The 16,736-nt window shown below is 64.4% G+C and carries 17 protein-coding genes; 9 read left to right on the top strand and 8 right to left on the bottom strand.

All coding sequences use genetic code 11. The features are described from left to right. The first annotated feature begins 73 nt into the window (after positions 1-73). Positions 74-1,684: a methyl-accepting chemotaxis protein gene (locus EA798_RS09480; protein ID WP_420849523.1), complete on the top strand. Its 1,611-nt coding sequence runs from the start codon at positions 74-76 to the stop codon at positions 1,682-1,684. 103 nt (positions 1,685-1,787) lie between these two features. Then, positions 1,788-2,312 (top strand): Mpo1 family 2-hydroxy fatty acid dioxygenase, encoded by a 525-nt coding sequence (locus tag EA798_RS09475; protein ID WP_122098783.1) that lies wholly within the window; start codon positions 1,788-1,790, stop codon positions 2,310-2,312. Between the two features lie 6 nt (positions 2,313-2,318). Here the strand turns inward: EA798_RS09475 and EA798_RS09470 are convergent, their stop codons facing one another. The 4 genes from EA798_RS09470 to EA798_RS09455 all read right to left on the bottom strand — a co-directional run bounded on the left by EA798_RS09470 (position 2,319) and on the right by EA798_RS09455 (position 6,752). Further along, a complete protein-coding gene (locus EA798_RS09470; protein ID WP_106156057.1) occupies positions 2,319-3,062 on the bottom strand; it encodes a hypothetical protein in 744 nt (247 codons plus the stop codon). Positions 3,063-3,219: 157 nt separating this feature from the next. After that, positions 3,220-4,767, bottom strand: coding sequence for a phospholipase D family protein (locus tag EA798_RS09465; protein ID WP_106156056.1), 1,548 nt, complete (start codon positions 4,765-4,767; stop codon positions 3,220-3,222). Positions 4,768-4,825: 58 nt separating this feature from the next. Further along, positions 4,826-6,160 carry an NAD(P)/FAD-dependent oxidoreductase gene (locus EA798_RS09460; protein WP_122098782.1) on the bottom strand — a complete coding sequence of 445 codons (1,335 nt, stop codon included), beginning with the start codon at positions 6,158-6,160 and terminating at the stop codon, positions 4,826-4,828. A gap of 103 nt (positions 6,161-6,263) precedes the next feature. Beyond that, a complete protein-coding gene (locus tag EA798_RS09455; protein WP_003295466.1) occupies positions 6,264-6,752 on the bottom strand; it encodes an Lrp/AsnC ligand binding domain-containing protein in 489 nt (162 codons plus the stop codon). Positions 6,753-6,898: 146 nt separating this feature from the next. Between EA798_RS09455 and dadA the strand changes: the two genes are divergently transcribed. The 5 genes from dadA (at position 6,899) to EA798_RS09430 (ending at position 10,470) form a co-directional block, all read left to right on the top strand. Next, the gene (gene dadA, locus EA798_RS09450; protein WP_122098781.1) at positions 6,899-8,197 is read left to right on the top strand and encodes a D-amino acid dehydrogenase; all 1,299 of its coding nucleotides are present in this window, start codon (positions 6,899-6,901) and stop codon (positions 8,195-8,197) included. Continuing rightward, positions 8,172-8,546 carry a RidA family protein gene (locus EA798_RS09445; RefSeq protein ID WP_122098780.1) on the top strand — a complete coding sequence of 125 codons (375 nt, stop codon included), beginning with the start codon at positions 8,172-8,174 and terminating at the stop codon, positions 8,544-8,546. Before dadA ends, EA798_RS09445 begins: the two co-directional genes overlap by 26 nt. A 117-nt stretch (positions 8,547-8,663) precedes the next feature. Next, positions 8,664-9,212 carry a cupin domain-containing protein gene (locus tag EA798_RS09440; protein ID WP_015278449.1) on the top strand — a complete coding sequence of 183 codons (549 nt, stop codon included), beginning with the start codon at positions 8,664-8,666 and terminating at the stop codon, positions 9,210-9,212. 162 nt (positions 9,213-9,374) lie between these two features. Further along, a complete protein-coding gene (locus EA798_RS09435) occupies positions 9,375-9,800 on the top strand; it encodes a c-type cytochrome (RefSeq protein ID WP_106156052.1) in 426 nt (141 codons plus the stop codon). 133 nt (positions 9,801-9,933) lie between these two features. Continuing rightward, positions 9,934-10,470: a cupin domain-containing protein gene (locus tag EA798_RS09430; RefSeq protein ID WP_122098779.1), complete on the top strand. Its 537-nt coding sequence runs from the start codon at positions 9,934-9,936 to the stop codon at positions 10,468-10,470. On the opposite strand, the gene EA798_RS09425 is transcribed toward EA798_RS09430, so the two are convergent. The 4 genes from EA798_RS09425 to EA798_RS09410 form a co-directional block, all read right to left on the bottom strand. Continuing rightward, positions 10,460-11,032 carry a xanthine phosphoribosyltransferase gene (locus tag EA798_RS09425; protein ID WP_106156050.1) on the bottom strand — a complete coding sequence of 191 codons (573 nt, stop codon included), beginning with the start codon at positions 11,030-11,032 and terminating at the stop codon, positions 10,460-10,462. The genes EA798_RS09430 and EA798_RS09425 overlap by 11 nt on opposite strands. A gap of 136 nt (positions 11,033-11,168) precedes the next feature. Then, complete coding sequence (locus EA798_RS09420) at positions 11,169-11,753, bottom strand: 3-keto-disaccharide hydrolase (protein ID WP_122098778.1); 585 nt, start codon at positions 11,751-11,753, stop codon at positions 11,169-11,171. Between the two features lie 10 nt (positions 11,754-11,763). Continuing rightward, a complete protein-coding gene (locus tag EA798_RS09415) occupies positions 11,764-13,383 on the bottom strand; it encodes an alpha-amylase family protein (RefSeq protein WP_122098777.1) in 1,620 nt (539 codons plus the stop codon). Between the two features lie 2 nt (positions 13,384-13,385). Then, positions 13,386-14,921 (bottom strand): alpha-amylase family glycosyl hydrolase, encoded by a 1,536-nt coding sequence (locus EA798_RS09410; protein WP_122098776.1) that lies wholly within the window; start codon positions 14,919-14,921, stop codon positions 13,386-13,388. A 186-nt stretch (positions 14,922-15,107) separates the two neighbouring features. Here EA798_RS09410 and gap point away from each other — a divergent pair, with 186 nt between their 5' ends. Further along, entirely contained in the window at positions 15,108-16,118 is a 1,011-nt protein-coding gene (gap, locus tag EA798_RS09405) for a type I glyceraldehyde-3-phosphate dehydrogenase (protein ID WP_122098775.1), read from the top strand. After that, complete coding sequence (locus EA798_RS09400; RefSeq protein ID WP_122098774.1) at positions 16,118-16,693, top strand: cyclodeaminase/cyclohydrolase family protein; 576 nt, start codon at positions 16,118-16,120, stop codon at positions 16,691-16,693. The genes gap and EA798_RS09400 overlap by 1 nt, the downstream gene beginning before the upstream one ends. The last annotated feature ends 43 nt before the right edge of the window (positions 16,694-16,736 follow it).

The following is a 16,736-nucleotide window of genomic DNA, read 5'->3' as shown; positions in this document are numbered from 1 at the left end:
GCCGTTAAGCCTGGAGTGAGCCTCCGATGACGGCACGTTGCTACTAAGGCACTACTGTTCTTTATCCGGGGCTATGGGTACAACGTCGGATCGATCCGACAAGAACAAGAGGCCGTCCATGAGCCCCGCCTACCGCCATCCCAAGCTTGTGGCGTTCCACGCCGCGCTGATCATAGCTTTGTTGCTTGTGCACTACTGGCTGGCCCCGCCGCTGGCAGTGACGGCGATATTGTTACTCGCTGCAGCGCTGTGGCCCTGGTTCAGTGCGTCCCTGGCGGCGAATGCCGACGCCGCGACCGCTGACGATACGCCAGGTGCCTTCGCCGAACTGAGCAAGAATCTCTCGCGCAATACCTGTCACAACGCATTGTCGGCTGCCCAGGTTGCCTACAGCGCTGAGCAGCTGGCCAGCCGGCTGCAATCGCAACTGCAGGCGGTGAGTGAGATTGCCAACGGCGCGCAGGCCATCGCCGCTACCGAGCAGGACAGCGCAGAGCGCGCCCGCCATACGCTGGACGCCGCGCAGGCGGTGCGCCAGCGCAGTGACGCCGGGCAGGCGGAGCTGCAGAAGGCGATCGAGCGGATGCAGCAGCTCAGCGCGCAGACCCACGCCAGCCGCGAGTTGATCGACGGGCTCTCCGCACGCACTGAAGAGATCCGCCGGATCACCGACGTGATCCAGTCCATTGCCAGCCAGACCAACCTGCTTGCCCTGAATGCGGCCATCGAGGCCGCGCGTGCCGGTGAAGCCGGGCGTGGTTTTGCCGTGGTCGCCGATGAGGTTCGCAGCCTGGCGGCCCGTACCTCCAGCGCTACCGAGGAAGTCGGTCGCATGGTTGGCGACATTCGTCAGCAGAGCGAAGCGGTAGTCAGCTATATCCAGCGCCAGGGCAGCGAGCTGGATGCCGCTGCCGAACAGATAGCCGCCACCGGCGAGCAGCTCAGCGGCATTGCCGGCCTGGCTGGCAGCGTCGAAAGCCAGGTCGAGCAGATCACCACCGGCACCGCCGACAACCATCAGCGCCTGACCGGTCAGTTCGTCGCCCTCGATCAGCTGCGCGCCGACGCGCTGGACAGCGAAAAGCAGACCCGGCAGCTCGAACAGGCTGCGGAACGGCTGGTGGCGCAGGCCGAGAGTGCCAGCGAACAGCTGGCCGAGGTGCAGCTCGACGATTACCACCAGGCGATATTCGATCTGGCTCGCCAGGGTGCGGCAGCGATTGCCGCACGGTTCGAGGCGGACATTGCCGCCGGACGAGTCAGTCTCGATGACCTGTTCGATCGCAATTACCGTGCGCAGCCCAATACCAATCCGGTCAAGTACCAGACCCGTTTCGACCGCTACGCCGACGAGGTGCTGCCAGCCGTTCAGGAGCCGCTGCTGCAGAAGCATTCGGCGTTGGTCTATGCCATCGCCACCACGCCGGAAGGCTATGTGCCGACGCACAACCGTGCATTCAGCCAGCCGCCGGTGGGCAACCCGGAAATCGATCGGGTCAAGAGCCGCAGCAAGCGCCTGTTCAACGATCGCACCGGCGGGCGCTGTGGCAGTCATCAGCGCCGGGTATTGCTACAGACCTACAGCCGCGATACCGGTGAGCTGATGCACGATCTGTCAGTACCGATCATGGTCAATGGTCGGCACTGGGGCGGGCTGCGACTGGGTTATCGCCCCGAGGAATAGCGCAGCCAACCCCGATCTTGGCGTGATTGCCTTGTCTGCTGACGAGGGCGGCGGCGCACCGACCGGCTAAGCTTGGCGGACGCGACCTCTGGAGATGCCGCCAATGAAAACCCTCACTGATCACCTGGCACAGTACGCGGCCTATCATCGTGATCCGCGCAACCTGCTGACCCATTTCATCGGCATTCCGCTGATCGTGCTGGCGGTTGCCGTGCTGCTGTCGCGGCCCGGCATGGACGTGGCCGGAATATGGCTCAGCCCGGCTGCACTGGTCTCGCTTGCGGCGGCCCTGTTCTATCTACGCCTCGATCTGCGTTATGGCCTGCTGATGAGTGCGGTGCTGCTGCTGTGCGTATGGCTGGGGGCGCGCCTTGGCAGCGCGACGACGGCGTTGTGGCTGGGGGTTGGGCTGGGATTGTTCGTGCTCGGCTGGATCATCCAGTTCGTCGGGCATTATTTCGAGGGGCGCAAGCCGGCCTTCGTCGATGACCTAACCGGGCTGATCATCGGGCCGCTGTTCGTCGCGGCTGAACTCGGTTTCATGCTTGGCCTGCGCGAACCGTTGCGCCTCGCCATCGAAGCGCGCGTCGGTCCGGTGCGTCTGCGCGAATCGGCCGCCCACGGCTGACAGGGGTCAGGGTTTGGCGGCCATCCACTGGTCACTGAGGCTGCGGGCGTGACGGTCGACCATGATCGGCGCGAAGGGTCGGCCAGAGGCGGTGGTGAGGTTGTTGCTGGCGCTGTTCATGTCCTCCAGCGCCACCTTGAGAAAATCCCAGCGGGTCTTGAGCTTGGCCAGGGCGGGATCGCGCTTGCCGTCCAGCCCGGCTAGCTGCGCGTCGATGGCCGGTACCAGATTGCGCTCGTCCTGCCCTAGGTAGGTATCCGGCTGTTCACGGGCGATCTCGAACGAGCCGATATAGGCGCGGCTAAGGTATTGCACGGCCAGATACTCCACTTTCGCCGGCAGTTCCGCCTCGGCATCGGCGCCCTGCTGTGCGCGGGCGGCCGTGAGGAAATCGCGCAATGCCTTGCTCATCTGCAGCGGCCAGCCCCAGGGCATGTCGTCTTCCTTGTAACCGAAGCTGGCGCCCTCCCGCAGCCGGGTCTGCAGTTCGAGGTGGCTTTCGCGAAGTGCACTGGTGGGATTGGCGACCTGCAGCAAGGCTGCGTTCAGCGCGCGGATGTCTTCCTCCAGGCGCAGCAGATGGGCTTTCTGAAAGCCTTCGCCGCGGTAGAGCAGCAAACTGCTGGTCGCGCGGTTGGCATGGATCTGCATGCTCTGCAGCGGTGAGGTCGGTTCGGCCTGAGCCGCTTCGGTAAAACCGGGCAGTATTGCGAGGATCAGCAATAGCCAGAGGCGAGTGGAACGGTCCATTGTCGTGCTCCTTTTTTATTTTTATAGAAGCTATGCGTGCGTGGCAGCAGCGTTCCTGAGCCTAACGGACCGCTGGCCAAGTGGTATCACCCCAAAGAATGATTTATGCCGAAGCGAATGCCTCGCGGTGCAATCGTGCGGTGTTCGGACGCGAACGCTAGAGCATCTTCTCCAAGCCGATGATCTCGGCGAACCACGCGTTAAAGCGACGCCAGAGCCCCCCTGGCTCCTTGTCGATCACGCGCAACCGCCCATCATCCTCGGCGATCCATACCAACTGCTTGCGGCCGTCGCGCTCCTCCAGGCGTACCTCGTAGCTGAGCGCCGGCGACATACCCTCCAGCGTAAGCCGCTGAACCTCGCGGGCCAGCTCCTGGCTTTCCACCAGAACGCCCACTTCGCTGTTCCACAGCACGGAACGAGGGTCGAGGTTCAACGAGCCGATGAAGACCTTTTCCTGGTCGAACACTGCCGCCTTGCTGTGCAGGCTCGACTCCGACTCGCCGAGAAAACTGTAGGACGGCTCCTGCTCCGGTTGCCGGCGCAGTTCGAACAGGCGTACGCCAAGGTCCAGCATGGCCTCGCGATAGGGCGCGTAGCCACCGTGCACGGCCGGGACGTCGGTGGCCTCCAGGGAGTTGGTGAGAATACGCACGGTGACGCCGGCACCGGTGCGATCAGCCAGATACTCCACGCCGCTGTCGGTGGGCACGAAGTAGGCGGAAACCAGGGTCAGCTCGCGACTTACGGTCTGCATGGTCGGTGCGAGCTGGGTCGTCAGCAGCAGTGAGGTGGCCGGTATGCCTTCGGCGAGCAGCTTCTCCGGAGCGTCCCACATCGCTTCGCCGGGCGCCCAGATGAGCTCGTCCAGCCATTGCTGCAGTTGCGGCTGCTGCTTGTACTGCATCAGCCGCTGATACTGTTCGCTGTTGTCCTGCCTGGCCTGCTGCAGGTAGTCACGCAGCTGGTTGCGTGCCTTGTCCAGCCGGCTGGGTTTCGGCTGCCACCAGAGAAAGCGCTGGATCGGCACGCTCAGCTGATTGTTCCAGTACTCGTCGAAACTGCGCGCCAGCTGCTCGGCCACCGGGCCGGCACTGAGCAGGTCGATGTCGGTGAAGTTGAAGGCTTGATCGGCATCGAAATACTCATCGCCCAGGTTGCGGCCGCCGACGATAGCCAGGCTGCCGTCGACCAGCATCAGCTTGTTGTGCATCCGCCGATGCTGCAACGACAGGTGCAGCAGTCGCCCCATGGTGCGGGTAATGCCGGTGCTGCGCCCAAGGTGCAGCGGATTGAAGACGCGGATCTGGATGTTGGGGTGTGCTGCCAGGGTGCCGATGCGGTAGTCGTGCCCGTCGCTGGTGGTGTCGTCCAGCAGCAGGCGCACCCGCACGCCGCGGTCGGCCGCCTGCAGCAGCTCCTCGATCAGCGCGCGGGTGGTCATGCCGTCATGCACGATGTAGTACTGCACATCCAGGCTGAGCTGCGCCGCACGAATCATTTCGGTACGCGCGGCGAAAGCCTCGGTGCTCTCGGGCAGCAGGCGAAAGCCCGAATAGCCGTGCGGCTGCTCTGCAGCGAGCTGTTGGATGCGCCGCCCGAGCGGCGAAGCATCCGGCGCCACCGAATAGGACTCGCTAGGGGCAGGATGGCTGGCACAGCCGACCAGCAGCAGAGCCAGCAGAAGCGTCAGGTAAGCGCGCAAGGTCTCTCCGATATGCGTCCATTCATCCAGGCTTGGACGCTGCGCTTCGTCGGAAAATTCAGAAACGGTCTTTCAGGCGATACCAGAGCATGCCCAGGGCCAGCAGCGGCGAACGCAGCGCCCGGCCACCAGGGAAGGTCGGATGCGGCACCTTGGCGAACAGGTCGAAGCCCTGGCTTTCCTGGGTGGCGATGGCCTCAGCCAGCAGGCGTCCGGCCAGGTGCGTGGCATTCAGGCCGTGCCCGGAATAGGCCTGGGCGTAGAACACGTTGGGGTGCTCAGGCAGCCGGCCGATCTGCGGCAGGCGATTGGCGCCGATGCCGATCATGCCGCCCCATTGATAATCGATGCCGATGCCGATCAGCTGCGGGAAAACCTCGAGCATCTTCGGCTGCATGTAGGCCGCGATATCTTTCGGATCGCGGCCGGAGTAGTGGCAGGCACCGCCGAACAGCAATCGGCCATCGGCACTGAGGCGGAAGTAGTCGAGTGCCACTCGCTGATCGCAAACCGCCATGTTCTGCGGCAGCAGTTCACGCTGCAGCGGCTCGGGCAGTCGCTCGGTGGCGATGATGTAACTGCCGGCCGGCAGGACCTTGCCCGCCAGCTTCGGCTGCAGGCCATTGAGGTAGGCATTGCAGGCCAGCACCAGGTTGTCCGCGCGCACCACGCCCCGGGCGCTATGCACCGTGACCTGCGTGCCGTACTCGATGCGCTCGACGGCCGACTGCTCGAACAGGCGCACGCCCAGCGATTGCGCCGCAGCGGCCTCGCCGAGCGCCAGATTCAGCGGATGCAGGTGTCCCGAGCCCATGTCCAGCAGACCGCCGAGGTAGCGCTGCGAGCCCACCACCGTGGCCAGATTGGGGCGCGATACGCGCTGCAGCGGATGCGGATAGCCGAGGCGCAGCAGGTCGGAATATTCCTCGTCGAAGCCTTTCAGGTGGCGCGGCTTGGTGGCGAGGTCGCAATAGCCCCAAGTCAGGTCGCAGTCGATGGCGTAGCGTTCGATACGCTGGCGGACGATGTCGACGGCTTCGAAGCCCATGCGCTTGAGCTCGTCGACGCCTTCTTCACCGAGGATGTTGCTGAACTGTTCGACGTCATGGCCGACGCCGCGGATCAGTTGGCCGCCGTTGCGACCGCTGGCGCCCCAGCCGATTCGGTGCGCTTCCAGCAGCACGACGCTGAGGCCGCGCTCGGCCAGTTCGATGGCGGCATTGAGGCCCGAGAAGCCGCCACCGACGATACACACATCGGCCCGCTGTTCGCCCTGCAGGGGCTCGAACGACAGTTCGCGGTTGACGCTCGCGGCATAGTAGGAAGGTGCATGGTCGCTGGTGTTCGAAGCGGATGCACGATGATTCACTGAAGTGTCATGAAGGGTCTGCATCTTTCTAGGGTAGACCGGAGCGGTGTCTCGGAGCAAAGGCGACCTGGACCGACGGTGGCGTGAATGGGGTCTCGCGGCATGCCCGGATGCGCTGCCCGCCGCTCTAGTCCGGGACCGGCAGGTCGAGGGACTCCTTGATCTCTTCCATCACGATATAACTCTTCGATTCCCGCACGTGCGGCAGTTTCAGCAGGATGTCGCCCAGCAGTTTGCGGTAGGAAGCCATTTCCGAGATGCGCGCCTTGACCAGGTAATCGAAGTCGCCTGACACCAGATGGCATTCGAGCACGTGCGGCAGCTTGAGCACCGCGCGGCGGAATTCCTCGAAGATGTCGCCGGACTTGTACGCCAGGCTGATCTCGACGAACACCAGCAGCCCGGCCTTCAGATGCTGCGGGTTCAGCCGCGCCGAGTAACCCATGATGATGCCCTCGCGCTCCAGGCGTCGCACCCGCTCGGTACAGGGCGTGGTGGACAGGCCGACACGCTCGCCCAGCTCGGTGAACGGCAGGCGCCCCTCGGCCTGCAGGATGCGCAGGATATGGCGGTCGATCTTGTCCAGCTCGCGGCGAGTCTGATGGCGGGTTCTCAAGGGATATGCCCTCCGAATAAAGCGCACTTGGCGTGAATAAAGGCCAAAGATAGCTTTTTATATGGTGAATAACACTGCCTGCGCCTTTTTATACTCCGCTTCAATAGTGATCCGGAAAAGTCCGTTCGAGCGGGCGGGAGGCTGCAATGCGTGTACTGGTACTGGGTAGCGGAGTCGTCGGTACCGCCAGCGCCTACTATCTGGCGCGGGCCGGTTTCGAGGTGGTGGTGGTCGATCGGCAGCCGGCTGTGGCGATGGAAACCAGCTTCGCCAACGCCGGCCAGGTGTCGCCGGGTTATGCCTCTCCCTGGGCCGCGCCGGGCGTGCCGCTGAAGGCGATGAAGTGGCTGCTGCAGCGTCATGCGCCGCTCGCAATCAAACTCACCGGTGACGTGGACCAGTACCTGTGGATGGCGCAGATGCTGCGCAACTGCACCGCCGCGCGTTATGCGGTGAACAAGGAGCGCATGGTGCGCCTGTCCGAGTACAGTCGCGACTGCCTCGACGAGCTGCGCGCCGAAACCGGTATCGCCTACGAAGGGCGGCAGCTTGGCACCACACAGCTGTTCCGCACCCAGGCCCAGCTGGATGCCGCGGCCAAGGACATCGCCGTGCTGGAGCGCTCTGGCGTGCCATACGAACTGCTCGATCGCGCCGGTATCGCCCGGGTCGAACCGGCCCTGGCGAAAGTGGCGCACAAGCTGAGCGGAGCCTTGCGCCTGCCCAACGACCAGACCGGCGACTGCCAGCTGTTCACCACCCGCCTGGCGGAGATGGCCCGAGAACTGGGCGTCGAGTTCCGTTTCGAACAGAACATCCAGCGTCTGGAGCATGCCGGTGACCGCATCGCCGGGGTGTGGATCGACGGCAAGCTGGAAACCGCCGATCGCTACGTGCTGGCCCTGGGCAGCTACAGCCCGCAGATGCTCAAGCCGCTGGGCATCCGTGCGCCGGTCTACCCGCTCAAGGGCTACTCGCTGACCGTGCCGATCAGCGATCCGGCGATGGCGCCGCAGTCCACCGTGCTTGATGAAACCTACAAGGTCGCCATTACCCGTTTCGACCAGCGCATCCGCGTCGGCGGCATGGCGGAGATCGCCGGCCACGATCTGTCGCTCAACCCGCGTCGGCGGGAGACTCTGGAAATGGTGGTGGGTGACCTCTATCCGCAGGGCGGAGATCCGGCCGAAGCAGTATTCTGGACCGGGCTGCGACCGGCCACGCCCGATGGCACACCGATCATCGGCGCGACGCCGTATCGCAACCTGTTCCTCAACACCGGTCACGGCACGCTGGGCTGGACCATGGCCTGCGGTTCTGGCCGGGTGCTCGCCGATCTGCTCGCCTCCAAGCGTCCGCAGATCAGCACCGAGGGGCTGGATATCTTCCGTTACGGCAAGCACAAGGAGAATCAAAAACATGCCCATCCGGCGGCTGCACACTGAAACGCGCTACAGCGAAGCGGTAATCCACAACGGCGCGGTCTATCTGTCCGGGCAACTGGCTGACGACCTGAGCGGCGACATCCGCGAGCAGACCCGCGAGACGCTATCGAGCATCGAGCGCCTGCTGGACGAGGCGGGGACCAGCAAGGCTCGCCTGCTCTCGGCAACCATTCACCTCAAGGATATCGCTGCCGATTACGCCGGGATGAACGAGGTGTGGGACGCGTGGGTTGCACCGGGCACCGCGCCGGCACGCACCACTGTCCAGGCTTTGATGTATTCGCCGGATGTGAGGGTTGAGATCACCGTCATCGCTGCCATGCCCGACCTTGCAGGCCCGGTGCTCTGACAGCGGGCTGAGCCGCGTGCGCCGGGCGACGAGACGTCCGGAGGTGGTGTTGTAAATTCTGAACGCCGTAGCCATGATAGCCCCTCTTCGTATCGCTCTTGAAAGGGGGCTCCCGTATTGGACGTTGGCGTTCGACTGCAAACCATCCGCAAGCTCAAGGGTCTGTCCCAGCGTGAACTCGCCAAGCGTGCCGGCGTTACCAACAGCACCATTTCCATGATCGAAAAGAACAGCGTCAGCCCCTCGATCAGTTCGCTGAAGAAGGTGCTGAGCGGGATTCCCATGTCGCTGGTGGAATTCTTCTCGCCCGATTTCGATCAGGACAGCGATACCCAGGTGGTCTACAAGGGCAGCGAGCTGATCGACATCTCAGACGGCGCGGTAAGCATGAAGCTGGTTGGCAAGGCCCATCCCGGACGTGCCATCGCCTTTCTGGCCGAAACCTATCCACCTGGCTCGGATACCGGTACGGACATGCTTTCCCACCAGGGTGAGGAGGCCGGCATGCTGGTCGAGGGCCGCCTGGAACTGACCGTGAACGGTCAGGTGTATGTGCTGGAAAGCGGCGACAGCTACTACTTCGAGAGCAGCAAGCCGCATCGTTTTCGCAATCCGTTCGACGCGCCCGCCAGGTTGATCAGCGCAACGACGCCGGCGAACTTTTAACCGTATCGGCCCTCGATTCGTACGAAAGTTGCGATGCGACAAAGCGTCGCTGGGAATCGTCGGGTCTTTCGTATTGTTTCGGCCGGCATGGCTTGCCGTTATACTGACCGCCGCTCGCGATACCGTGGCCGCGGGCGTGTCTAGCCACAATGAGGGTGTAAGGTGAACCTGATTAAGAAGATCCTGGTAGCACAGACTGCCGTACTGGCCCTGTGGGCAATGAGCGCCCAGGCTGCGACCGACGAAGCAATCGCCGAGCGCCTCAAGCCGGTGGGTAGCGTATGTATTCAAGGTGAAGAGTGTGCCGCTGCTGGTGCCGGCGCTGCCGCTGCTGCTGGTGGTGCCGCTCGTAGCGGTTCCGACGTGTACGGCAAGTTCTGCACTGCCTGCCACGGTTCGGGTCTGCTCAACGCGCCGAAGACCGGTGACAACGCTGCCTGGTCGGCGCGTGCCGATGCCGCCGGTGGTCTGGACGGTCTGCTCAAGCACGCCATCAACGGTATCAACGCCATGCCGCCGAAGGGCACCTGTGGCGACTGCTCCGATGACGAGCTGAAGGCCGCCATCCAGCACATGTCCGGTCTCTGATCGATCGCTGAGCGTTACCAGCAAAGCCGCCTCCGGGCGGCTTTGTCGTTTCTGCGGGAGCAAAGCAGGCGGGGTTCGAGTCGAATCCGTTACGGCCGACCGGTCGGATTCCATGGCGACGAAGGAGTCCCGCATGCCCAGTTCCGCACCACAACCCGAACAGCTGCGCCTAGCCAGTGACGGACGCACGCCCAATAGCCCGCACCCCGTATTGATCTATCGCCAGTTGCCGTTGGCCGGCCCGACTCTGGCCGAAGCCTTCGAGCGGCTTTTCGACAGCCATCTCTGGCCGTCCGCCTGGCGCGGGACGGTTTACGACTATCACCACTACCACTCCACCGCCCACGAGGTGCTCGGTGTGGCCAGCGGCTGGGCGCGGGTCATGTTGGGCGGTGAGAACGGTCGGGAGGTCGAGCTGAAAGCCGGTGACGCCGTGGTGCTGCCGGCTGGCACCGGGCATTGTGCACTGCAGGCCAGCGAAGACTTTCAGGTGGTTGCCGGCTATCCGATCGATCAGCAGTACGACATGCAGCGGCCGGACGCGGCCACCCTCGACGCGGCGCGTGAGCGGATCGCCGGCGTCGGCGTGCCCATCAGCGATCCGCTGGCAGGCACGCAGGGCGCGTTGGTGCCGCTATGGCGCGGCGAGGTGGCACCGCTCAGTCGATGAATTGCACTTCGCCATTTGCCAGCGAAGCGACCCGGGCCAGCGACTCGACGCGGTAACCGGCTTCTTCCAGCTCCTGGCGGCCGGCCTGGAAAGCTTTTTCGATGACGATGCCGAGGCCGGCGATGCTGGCACCGGCCTGGTTGATGATCGAGATCAACCCCTTGGCGGCTTTGCCGTTGGCCAGGAAGTCATCGATGATCAGTACGCGGTCGTTCGGCGACAGATGCTGGGTCGAAACCGCGATGGTGCTTTCCACCTGTTTGGTGAACGAATAGACCGTCGCCGTCAGCAGGTTGTCGTGCAGGGTCAGCGACTGGTGCTTGCGGGCGAAGATCACCGGCACACCCAGCTCCAGTCCGGCCATGACCGCCGGTGCGATGCCGGAAGCCTCGATGGTGACGATCTTGGTGATGCCCTCATCGCGGAAGAGGCGGGCAAATTCCTTGCCGATCGCCTGCATCAGCACGGGGTCGATCTGGTGGTTGAGGAACGCGTCGACCTTCAGTACCCGGTCGGAAAGCACGATGCCCTGACTGCGAATCTTATCTTTCAGCTGTTCCACGAACGCTACCTCAAGCGTGGGCGGCCGCGTGACGCCTGGTGCTCGGCGCCATCGCGCTTATGCAGTCACCACGTTTCGCAGCCTGGAAAAGCCGCGCATTCTCGCTCAATTCGCGGCGCTGATCCAAGGTCGGCGTTCAGCTGAGCGGTTCGATCGACAGGCGGCGAAAGCGCACGGCCTCGCCGTGGTGCTGCAGGACGATATGGCCGGTCTGCGCCTGGGCGAAATCCGGCAGCCTGGCGAACTTGCTGGTCCCGATCATCGCGCGCAATGCCGGGTCGTCCAGGCGGTAGTTCAGCACCAGACGATTGTCCAGCCAGTGTTCGACCTCCGCTCCACGAACCAGCAGCGCACCTTCCATGAAACTGCCTGGCTCGATCTGCGTTTCCTGCTGCGGTGCCAGCAGGCCGTACAGTGCGCCATTACGGGTGGTTGGCTGGTTGCCGTCGGGGTGCACCTCATCATCGAGCAGCTGCATCTCGGGCCCGCTATGCCAGGCGAGTCCGGCGCCTTCGTCGACGCGGTAGAACACCCCGGAATTCCCACCCACCGGCAGGGCGTATTCGAAGCGCAGGATGAAATCGCCATATTGCTCGCGGGAAATCAGATCGACCCTGGGTGCGCCGACGATGGCACACATCTGCTCATCGTCCCGGTACCAGCTCTCGTCGGGAAAACCGTCGCCCTGCCAGGCGCGCCACTGCGTTGCATCGAGAATCATCCTGCAGCCCTCATCCGAACAATTGCTGTTTGCGCCGCAGCCAGCGGTAGCCATACGGGCCCAGGCGGATTTTCAGCGGCGTGCCTTCCGGCTGGTCGTAATTGCAGTCGGCAAGTACATCGACCATGTCCTGCAGGTCGTCGTCAGTGATCTCCACCGTGGTTTCCTGGTCTGCCAGGTTGACCAGCATCAGCACCGTGGAGCCGTTGTCGTGGCGGATGGCGAACACCGCCGGGTCGTTCACATCGACAGTCGTGCGCTTGCCGATGCCGATCTCGCGCAGGCCGATGCGGGTGCGGATCATGTTGCCGGTGCGCGCCATCAGCGAGTCGCTGCGCAGGGTCTGGGCGAACACGTTGATCTTCTCGTAGGCGAAGGGCCCTTCGTCGATCACCGGGGCGGCCAGTTCCCCTTTGGTGCAGGAGAACCCGGCGTTCGGCTCATTGGACCACTGCATCGGCGTACGCACGGCCAGTCGCTCAGGCCGATCGAGGTCGTCACCCATGCCGATCTCCTCGCCGTAGCGGATGATCGGCGTGCCGGGCAAGGAGAAGAGCAGGGCATGGGTGGCGGCGATCCGACGCTCGTCGCCGTCGAGCATGGGCGCGAGTCGTCGACGAATGCCGCGGTCGTACGCGCGCATGTTCTCGTCAGGGGCGAAGGTGTCCATCACTTCCTTGCGCTCATCCTCTTCCAGCCGATCAAGGCTCAGCTCGTCGTGGTTGCGAATCCATAGCGCGTACTGCGAATGGCTCGGCGGCAGCGGTTGGCTGTTCAGCGCCCGGACCAGCGGCTCGGCCTGCTGCCGAGCCAGCGCGAGGAACAGGTGGTTGTTGGTCCAGAAGTCCAGCAGCAGGGTGACGCGGTCGGCTTCGTCGCCGAAGTACTCGATGTACTTCTCCGGGTCGGTGTCGATCTCGCCGAGCAGCACGGTTTCCGGCCGGCGCATGGTGACGAAGTCACGCATGTGTTCCAGCAGCCAGTAGCCCTTCTCCAGTTCCCCGCCGCCAGCCTGGCGCACCATGTGCACCGCGGCGTCGATGCGGAAACCGGAAACGCCCAGGCGCAGCCAGAACGACATGATCCGCTCGATCTCGTGGATGACCCGCGGGTTGGTCAGGTCCAGATCCGGCTCGTGCTTGTAGAACAGGTGGCGATAGTACTGTCCGGCTTCCTCGTCCCAGGTCCAGATGCTGTCTTCGACGGTCGGAAAGATCGGTTCCATGAAGTCGTCGGGCTCATCGGCCCAGATGTAGTAGTCGCGGTAGGGCGAGTTGCGGTCGCGGCGCGCCTCCTGGAACCACTTGTGCTGGATGGAGGTGTGCTGCACCACCAGCTCGATGATGACGTGCAGGCCCAGTTCCTCGGCCTTTTCCAGCAGCGCGACGATGTCCGCCAGATCACCGAAGCGTTCGTCCACCTGCAGATGATCGCTGATGTCGTAGCCGGCATCCTCGAACGGCGACTGGTAGAACGGCATCAGCCAGACGGCGGTGCAGCCGAGGCCGCGAATGTAGTCGAGCCGTTCGGTGATGCCGCGCAGGTCGCCGCAACCGTCGCCGTTGCTGTCACGAAACAGGGTCGGGTCGATCTGATAGATCGCCGCGTTGCGGTACCAGAGTGGACGCATGCTCAGTTCTCCATTGGGCGCAGCACAACCGCCTGCCCCGGGTTCAGGGTGCCGTTGTAAGGCGCGTTTTCACCGACGCCGTCACTGGCGATCTCGACATGCCAGTCGCCGGCGTGCGGGTGAGCGTGGGGCTGGTCGGAGAAGTTGATGCAGACCAGACGGTGGTCGTCGGCGAACTGCCGACGGTAGGCGAGCACCTCGGGGTGCGATGGCAATTCTTCGAAGTCGCCGTGATGCAGCGCCGGGCTGGCCTTGCGCGCGGCCAGCAGGCGCTGGTAGAGCGCGAACATCGAGTTCGCTGCGCCGACCTGCCGTTCCGCGGCCAGTTCCGCGGCATCCGGCGGGAAGGGCAGCCAGGGTTCTGCACCTTGCCAGCCGTGGGGCGCTTCGGCCTGCCAGGGAATCGGGGCGCGGCAGCCGTCGCGGCCGCCCGGGTCGATGCGCGCCTCATCGCCGATATGCGCATCCTCCAGGCCCAGTTCTTCGCCCTGGTAGATGAACGGGGTGCCCCGCAACGTCAGCAGCAGCACCGCAGCCGCCCGTGCGGCGCGCTCGGAGCCCTGGTAGCGGCTGCGCTGACGCACATTGTCGTGGTTGGACAGCACCCAGGTCGGCCAGGCGCCGGCGGGTTGCAGCCAGTGTTGGACTTCGCGAATGCAGGTGCGGAACAGCACGGGGTCCCAGGGCGCATCGAGCGGGTTGAAGTTGAAGGCCAGGTGCAGCTCGTCGCCGGCGCCGTAGTACTGCAGCACGCGCTCGGTGGAGCGGATGTTCACCTCGCCCACCAGCATGCGGTCGCCGGGGTAGCTGTCGACCAGTTTGCGCAGGCCGCGCAGCACTTCATGGCTGTAGGGCTGGTCGTTGAAGTCGGACAGCGGCTGGCCGGCCCCGCAGCGCGGGTCGTCGGCGAAGCTCGGGTCCTTGCCGGTGCAGTGGATGACGTCGATACGAAAGCCATCGATGCCGCGGTCGAGCCAGAAGCGCAGCACGCCGTGCATCGCCTCGACCACCTCGGGGTTGCGCCAGTTGAGGTCCGGCTGCTTGGCCAGGAACAGGTGCAGGTAGTACTGCTGGGTGTGCTCGTCCCAGGTCCAGGCGCTGCCGGCGCCCAGCGCGGCACGCCAGTTGTTTGGCTGGTCGCGCCAGATGTACCAGTCGCGCTTGGGGTTGTCCCGCGAGCTGCGCGACTCGACGAACCAGGGATGCTCATCCGAGGTGTGATTGGGCACGAAGTCCAGCAACACACGGATATCGCGCGCATGGGCTTCGGCGATCAGCCGGTCGATGTCGGCCAGCGAGCCGAACAGCGGGTCGATATCGCAATAGTCGCTGATGTCGTAGCCGGCATCGGCCATTGGCGAGCGGAAGATCGGCGACAGCCAGAGGGCATCGACGCCCAGCTGCTGCAGATGATCGAGGTGGCGCAGCACGCCATTGAGGTCGCCGATGCCGTCGCCGTTGCTGTCGGCAAAGGACCGCGGGTAGATCTGATAAACGGTTGCGCCTTTCCACCACGGTGTTCGGGTTGTCTCGCTCATGCCACGCACCCCCTGATTCGTCTCAGGTCGCGGTCGATGCTGCACGACCGCTCTGTCAGGTTTACGACTGGTCAATGGCACATGGGTTCGCCAGTTAATTGATCCTGGTCGGCCCGCGATGAACGCAAGGGTGGATACTCCGCCTAAGCTAACGACAGACTTTCACCCCCCTCCGAGGAGATTTGCATGCTACGTATTGCCATCAACGGGTATGGACGTATCGGTCGCGCCGTCGTACGGGCGCTGTTCGAGCGTGGATTGCAGGATCGGGTACAGGTGGTCGCGATCAACGATCTCAGCGACCACAAGACGCTGGTGCACCTGACCCGCTTCGATTCGACCTTCGGTCGTTTTCCCGAGCCGGTAGAGCTCGAGGGCGATTCGATGGTGGTGCGCGGCCAGGCGATCCGCCTGCTGGCCGAGCGCGATGCGACCCAGCTGCCGTGGAAGGAGCTGAATGTCGATGTGGTGCTCGAGTGCACCGGCAAGTTCAAGAAGCGCGCGATGATCGAGCAGCATCTGCAGGCCGGGGCCGGCCGCGTGTTCGCCTCGCACCCGCTCGATGGCGGCGACCTGACCGTGGTCTACGGCGTGAACCATCAGCTGCTGGGCGATCAGCGTGTCGTCTCCAACGCCTCCTGCACCACCAATTGCTTGGCGCCGCTGGCCAAGGTGCTGCACGAGGCGGTCGGCATTCGTCAGGGCCTGCTCAACACCGTGCATTCCTACACCAACGACCAGAACCTCCTGGACAAGGCGCACAGCGACCTCTACCGCGCGCGCGCCGCGGCGTTGTCGATGATTCCGTCCACCACCGGTGCGGCCAAGGCCATCGGCCTGGTGCTGCCGGAGCTGGCCGGGCGTCTGGACGGCCTCTCGGTGCGGGTGCCGACGCCGAACGTCTCGCTGGTCGACCTGACCTTCATCGCCGAGAACGCCCCGGATAGCGTCGAGGCGATCAACGACATCCTGCGTGCCGGGGCGCAGAAGCTGCCGGCCGGCGTCATGGAGTGCAACGAGGAAGCCCTGGTCTCCTGCGACTTCAACGGCTATCCGGCGTCCTGCGTTGCCGACCTCAGCCAGACCCGCGTGCAGGGCGAGCTGGTCAAGGTGATGGCCTGGTATGACAACGAGTGGGGCTTCTCCAACCGCATGCTCGATGTGCTGCTGCACTGGGACGGAGCCAAGTCGGCCTGATGGCCGAAGCCGACCGGCCGGGCGCGGGGCAGGGGCTCTGGCAGCTGAGCCTCGCGCAGTTTCGTCACGCCGTGGCCGAGCGTGCGTTGCCCGGCTGCGGTGCGGTAACCGCGGTCAGCGCGGATCTCGCCGTGGCGCTGATCGTCAAGGCGCTGCGGGTCAGTGCCGCGCATGGCAGTGCGTCCTGCGAGGCGCTGCTGGCCGAAGCCCGCGCACTGCTGGGGCGTCCCGGTGCCTTCGCCGATGACGATGTGGCGGTCTTCTCGGATTTTCTGAAGGGCGACCAGGCGCCCGAACTGTCGCGACAGGCCTGCGCAGTGCCGCTGGCAACGGCACATGCCTGCGTCGAGGCGCTGGGCATGGCCGAGCGCGCCTTGCCGATGGTCGAGCCGTCGCTGCGCTGTGATGTCGAGGCGGCGGTGCTGTTGCTGAGCGCCTGCGCCGATGCCGTGCTGCTCAATGTCGAGGCTGATATGGACGAGCTGGATGCCCAGGCGCGGGCCGATGTGCAGTCCGCTTGTGAACGCCTTCGCCAGCAATCGACTCAGCTTCGCGATCGTCTGAGCGTACGCTGATCCTGTTTCCCCAAGCACACCCTGATCCTGAGACGAAAGGTCT

The sequence above is a fragment of the Pseudomonas songnenensis genome, assembly GCF_003696315.1.
In the GTDB taxonomy this organism is placed as follows: domain Bacteria; phylum Pseudomonadota; class Gammaproteobacteria; order Pseudomonadales; family Pseudomonadaceae; genus Stutzerimonas; species Stutzerimonas songnenensis.
Note: the sequence above shows the minus strand (reverse complement) of the source record. Positions and strands in the feature narration are given on the sequence as shown.

Bases quoted from the DNA above. Each gene is read 5' to 3' on its own strand.
- EA798_RS09420 (WP_122098778.1), bottom strand. From the start codon at position 11,753: ATGATTCTCGATGCAACGCAGTGGCGCGCCTGGCAGGGCGACGGTTTT.
- EA798_RS09430 (WP_122098779.1), top strand. From the start codon at position 9,934: ATGCCCAGTTCCGCACCACAACCCGAACAGCTGCGCCTAGCCAGTGAC.
- EA798_RS09470 (WP_106156057.1), bottom strand. From the start codon at position 3,062: ATGGACCGTTCCACTCGCCTCTGGCTATTGCTGATCCTCGCAATACTG.
- EA798_RS09475 (WP_122098783.1), top strand. From the start codon at position 1,788: ATGAAAACCCTCACTGATCACCTGGCACAGTACGCGGCCTATCATCGT.
- EA798_RS09460 (WP_122098782.1), bottom strand. From the start codon at position 6,160: ATGCAGACCCTTCATGACACTTCAGTGAATCATCGTGCATCCGCTTCG.
- EA798_RS09410 (WP_122098776.1), bottom strand. From the start codon at position 14,921: ATGAGCGAGACAACCCGAACACCGTGGTGGAAAGGCGCAACCGTTTAT.
- EA798_RS09400 (WP_122098774.1), top strand. From the start codon at position 16,118: ATGGCCGAAGCCGACCGGCCGGGCGCGGGGCAGGGGCTCTGGCAGCTG.
- EA798_RS09480 (WP_420849523.1), top strand. From the start codon at position 74: ATGGGTACAACGTCGGATCGATCCGACAAGAACAAGAGGCCGTCCATG.
- gap (WP_122098775.1), top strand. From the start codon at position 15,108: ATGCTACGTATTGCCATCAACGGGTATGGACGTATCGGTCGCGCCGTC.
- EA798_RS09445 (WP_122098780.1), top strand. From the start codon at position 8,172: ATGCCCATCCGGCGGCTGCACACTGAAACGCGCTACAGCGAAGCGGTA.
- EA798_RS09415 (WP_122098777.1), bottom strand. From the start codon at position 13,383: ATGCGTCCACTCTGGTACCGCAACGCGGCGATCTATCAGATCGACCCG.
- dadA (WP_122098781.1), top strand. From the start codon at position 6,899: ATGCGTGTACTGGTACTGGGTAGCGGAGTCGTCGGTACCGCCAGCGCC.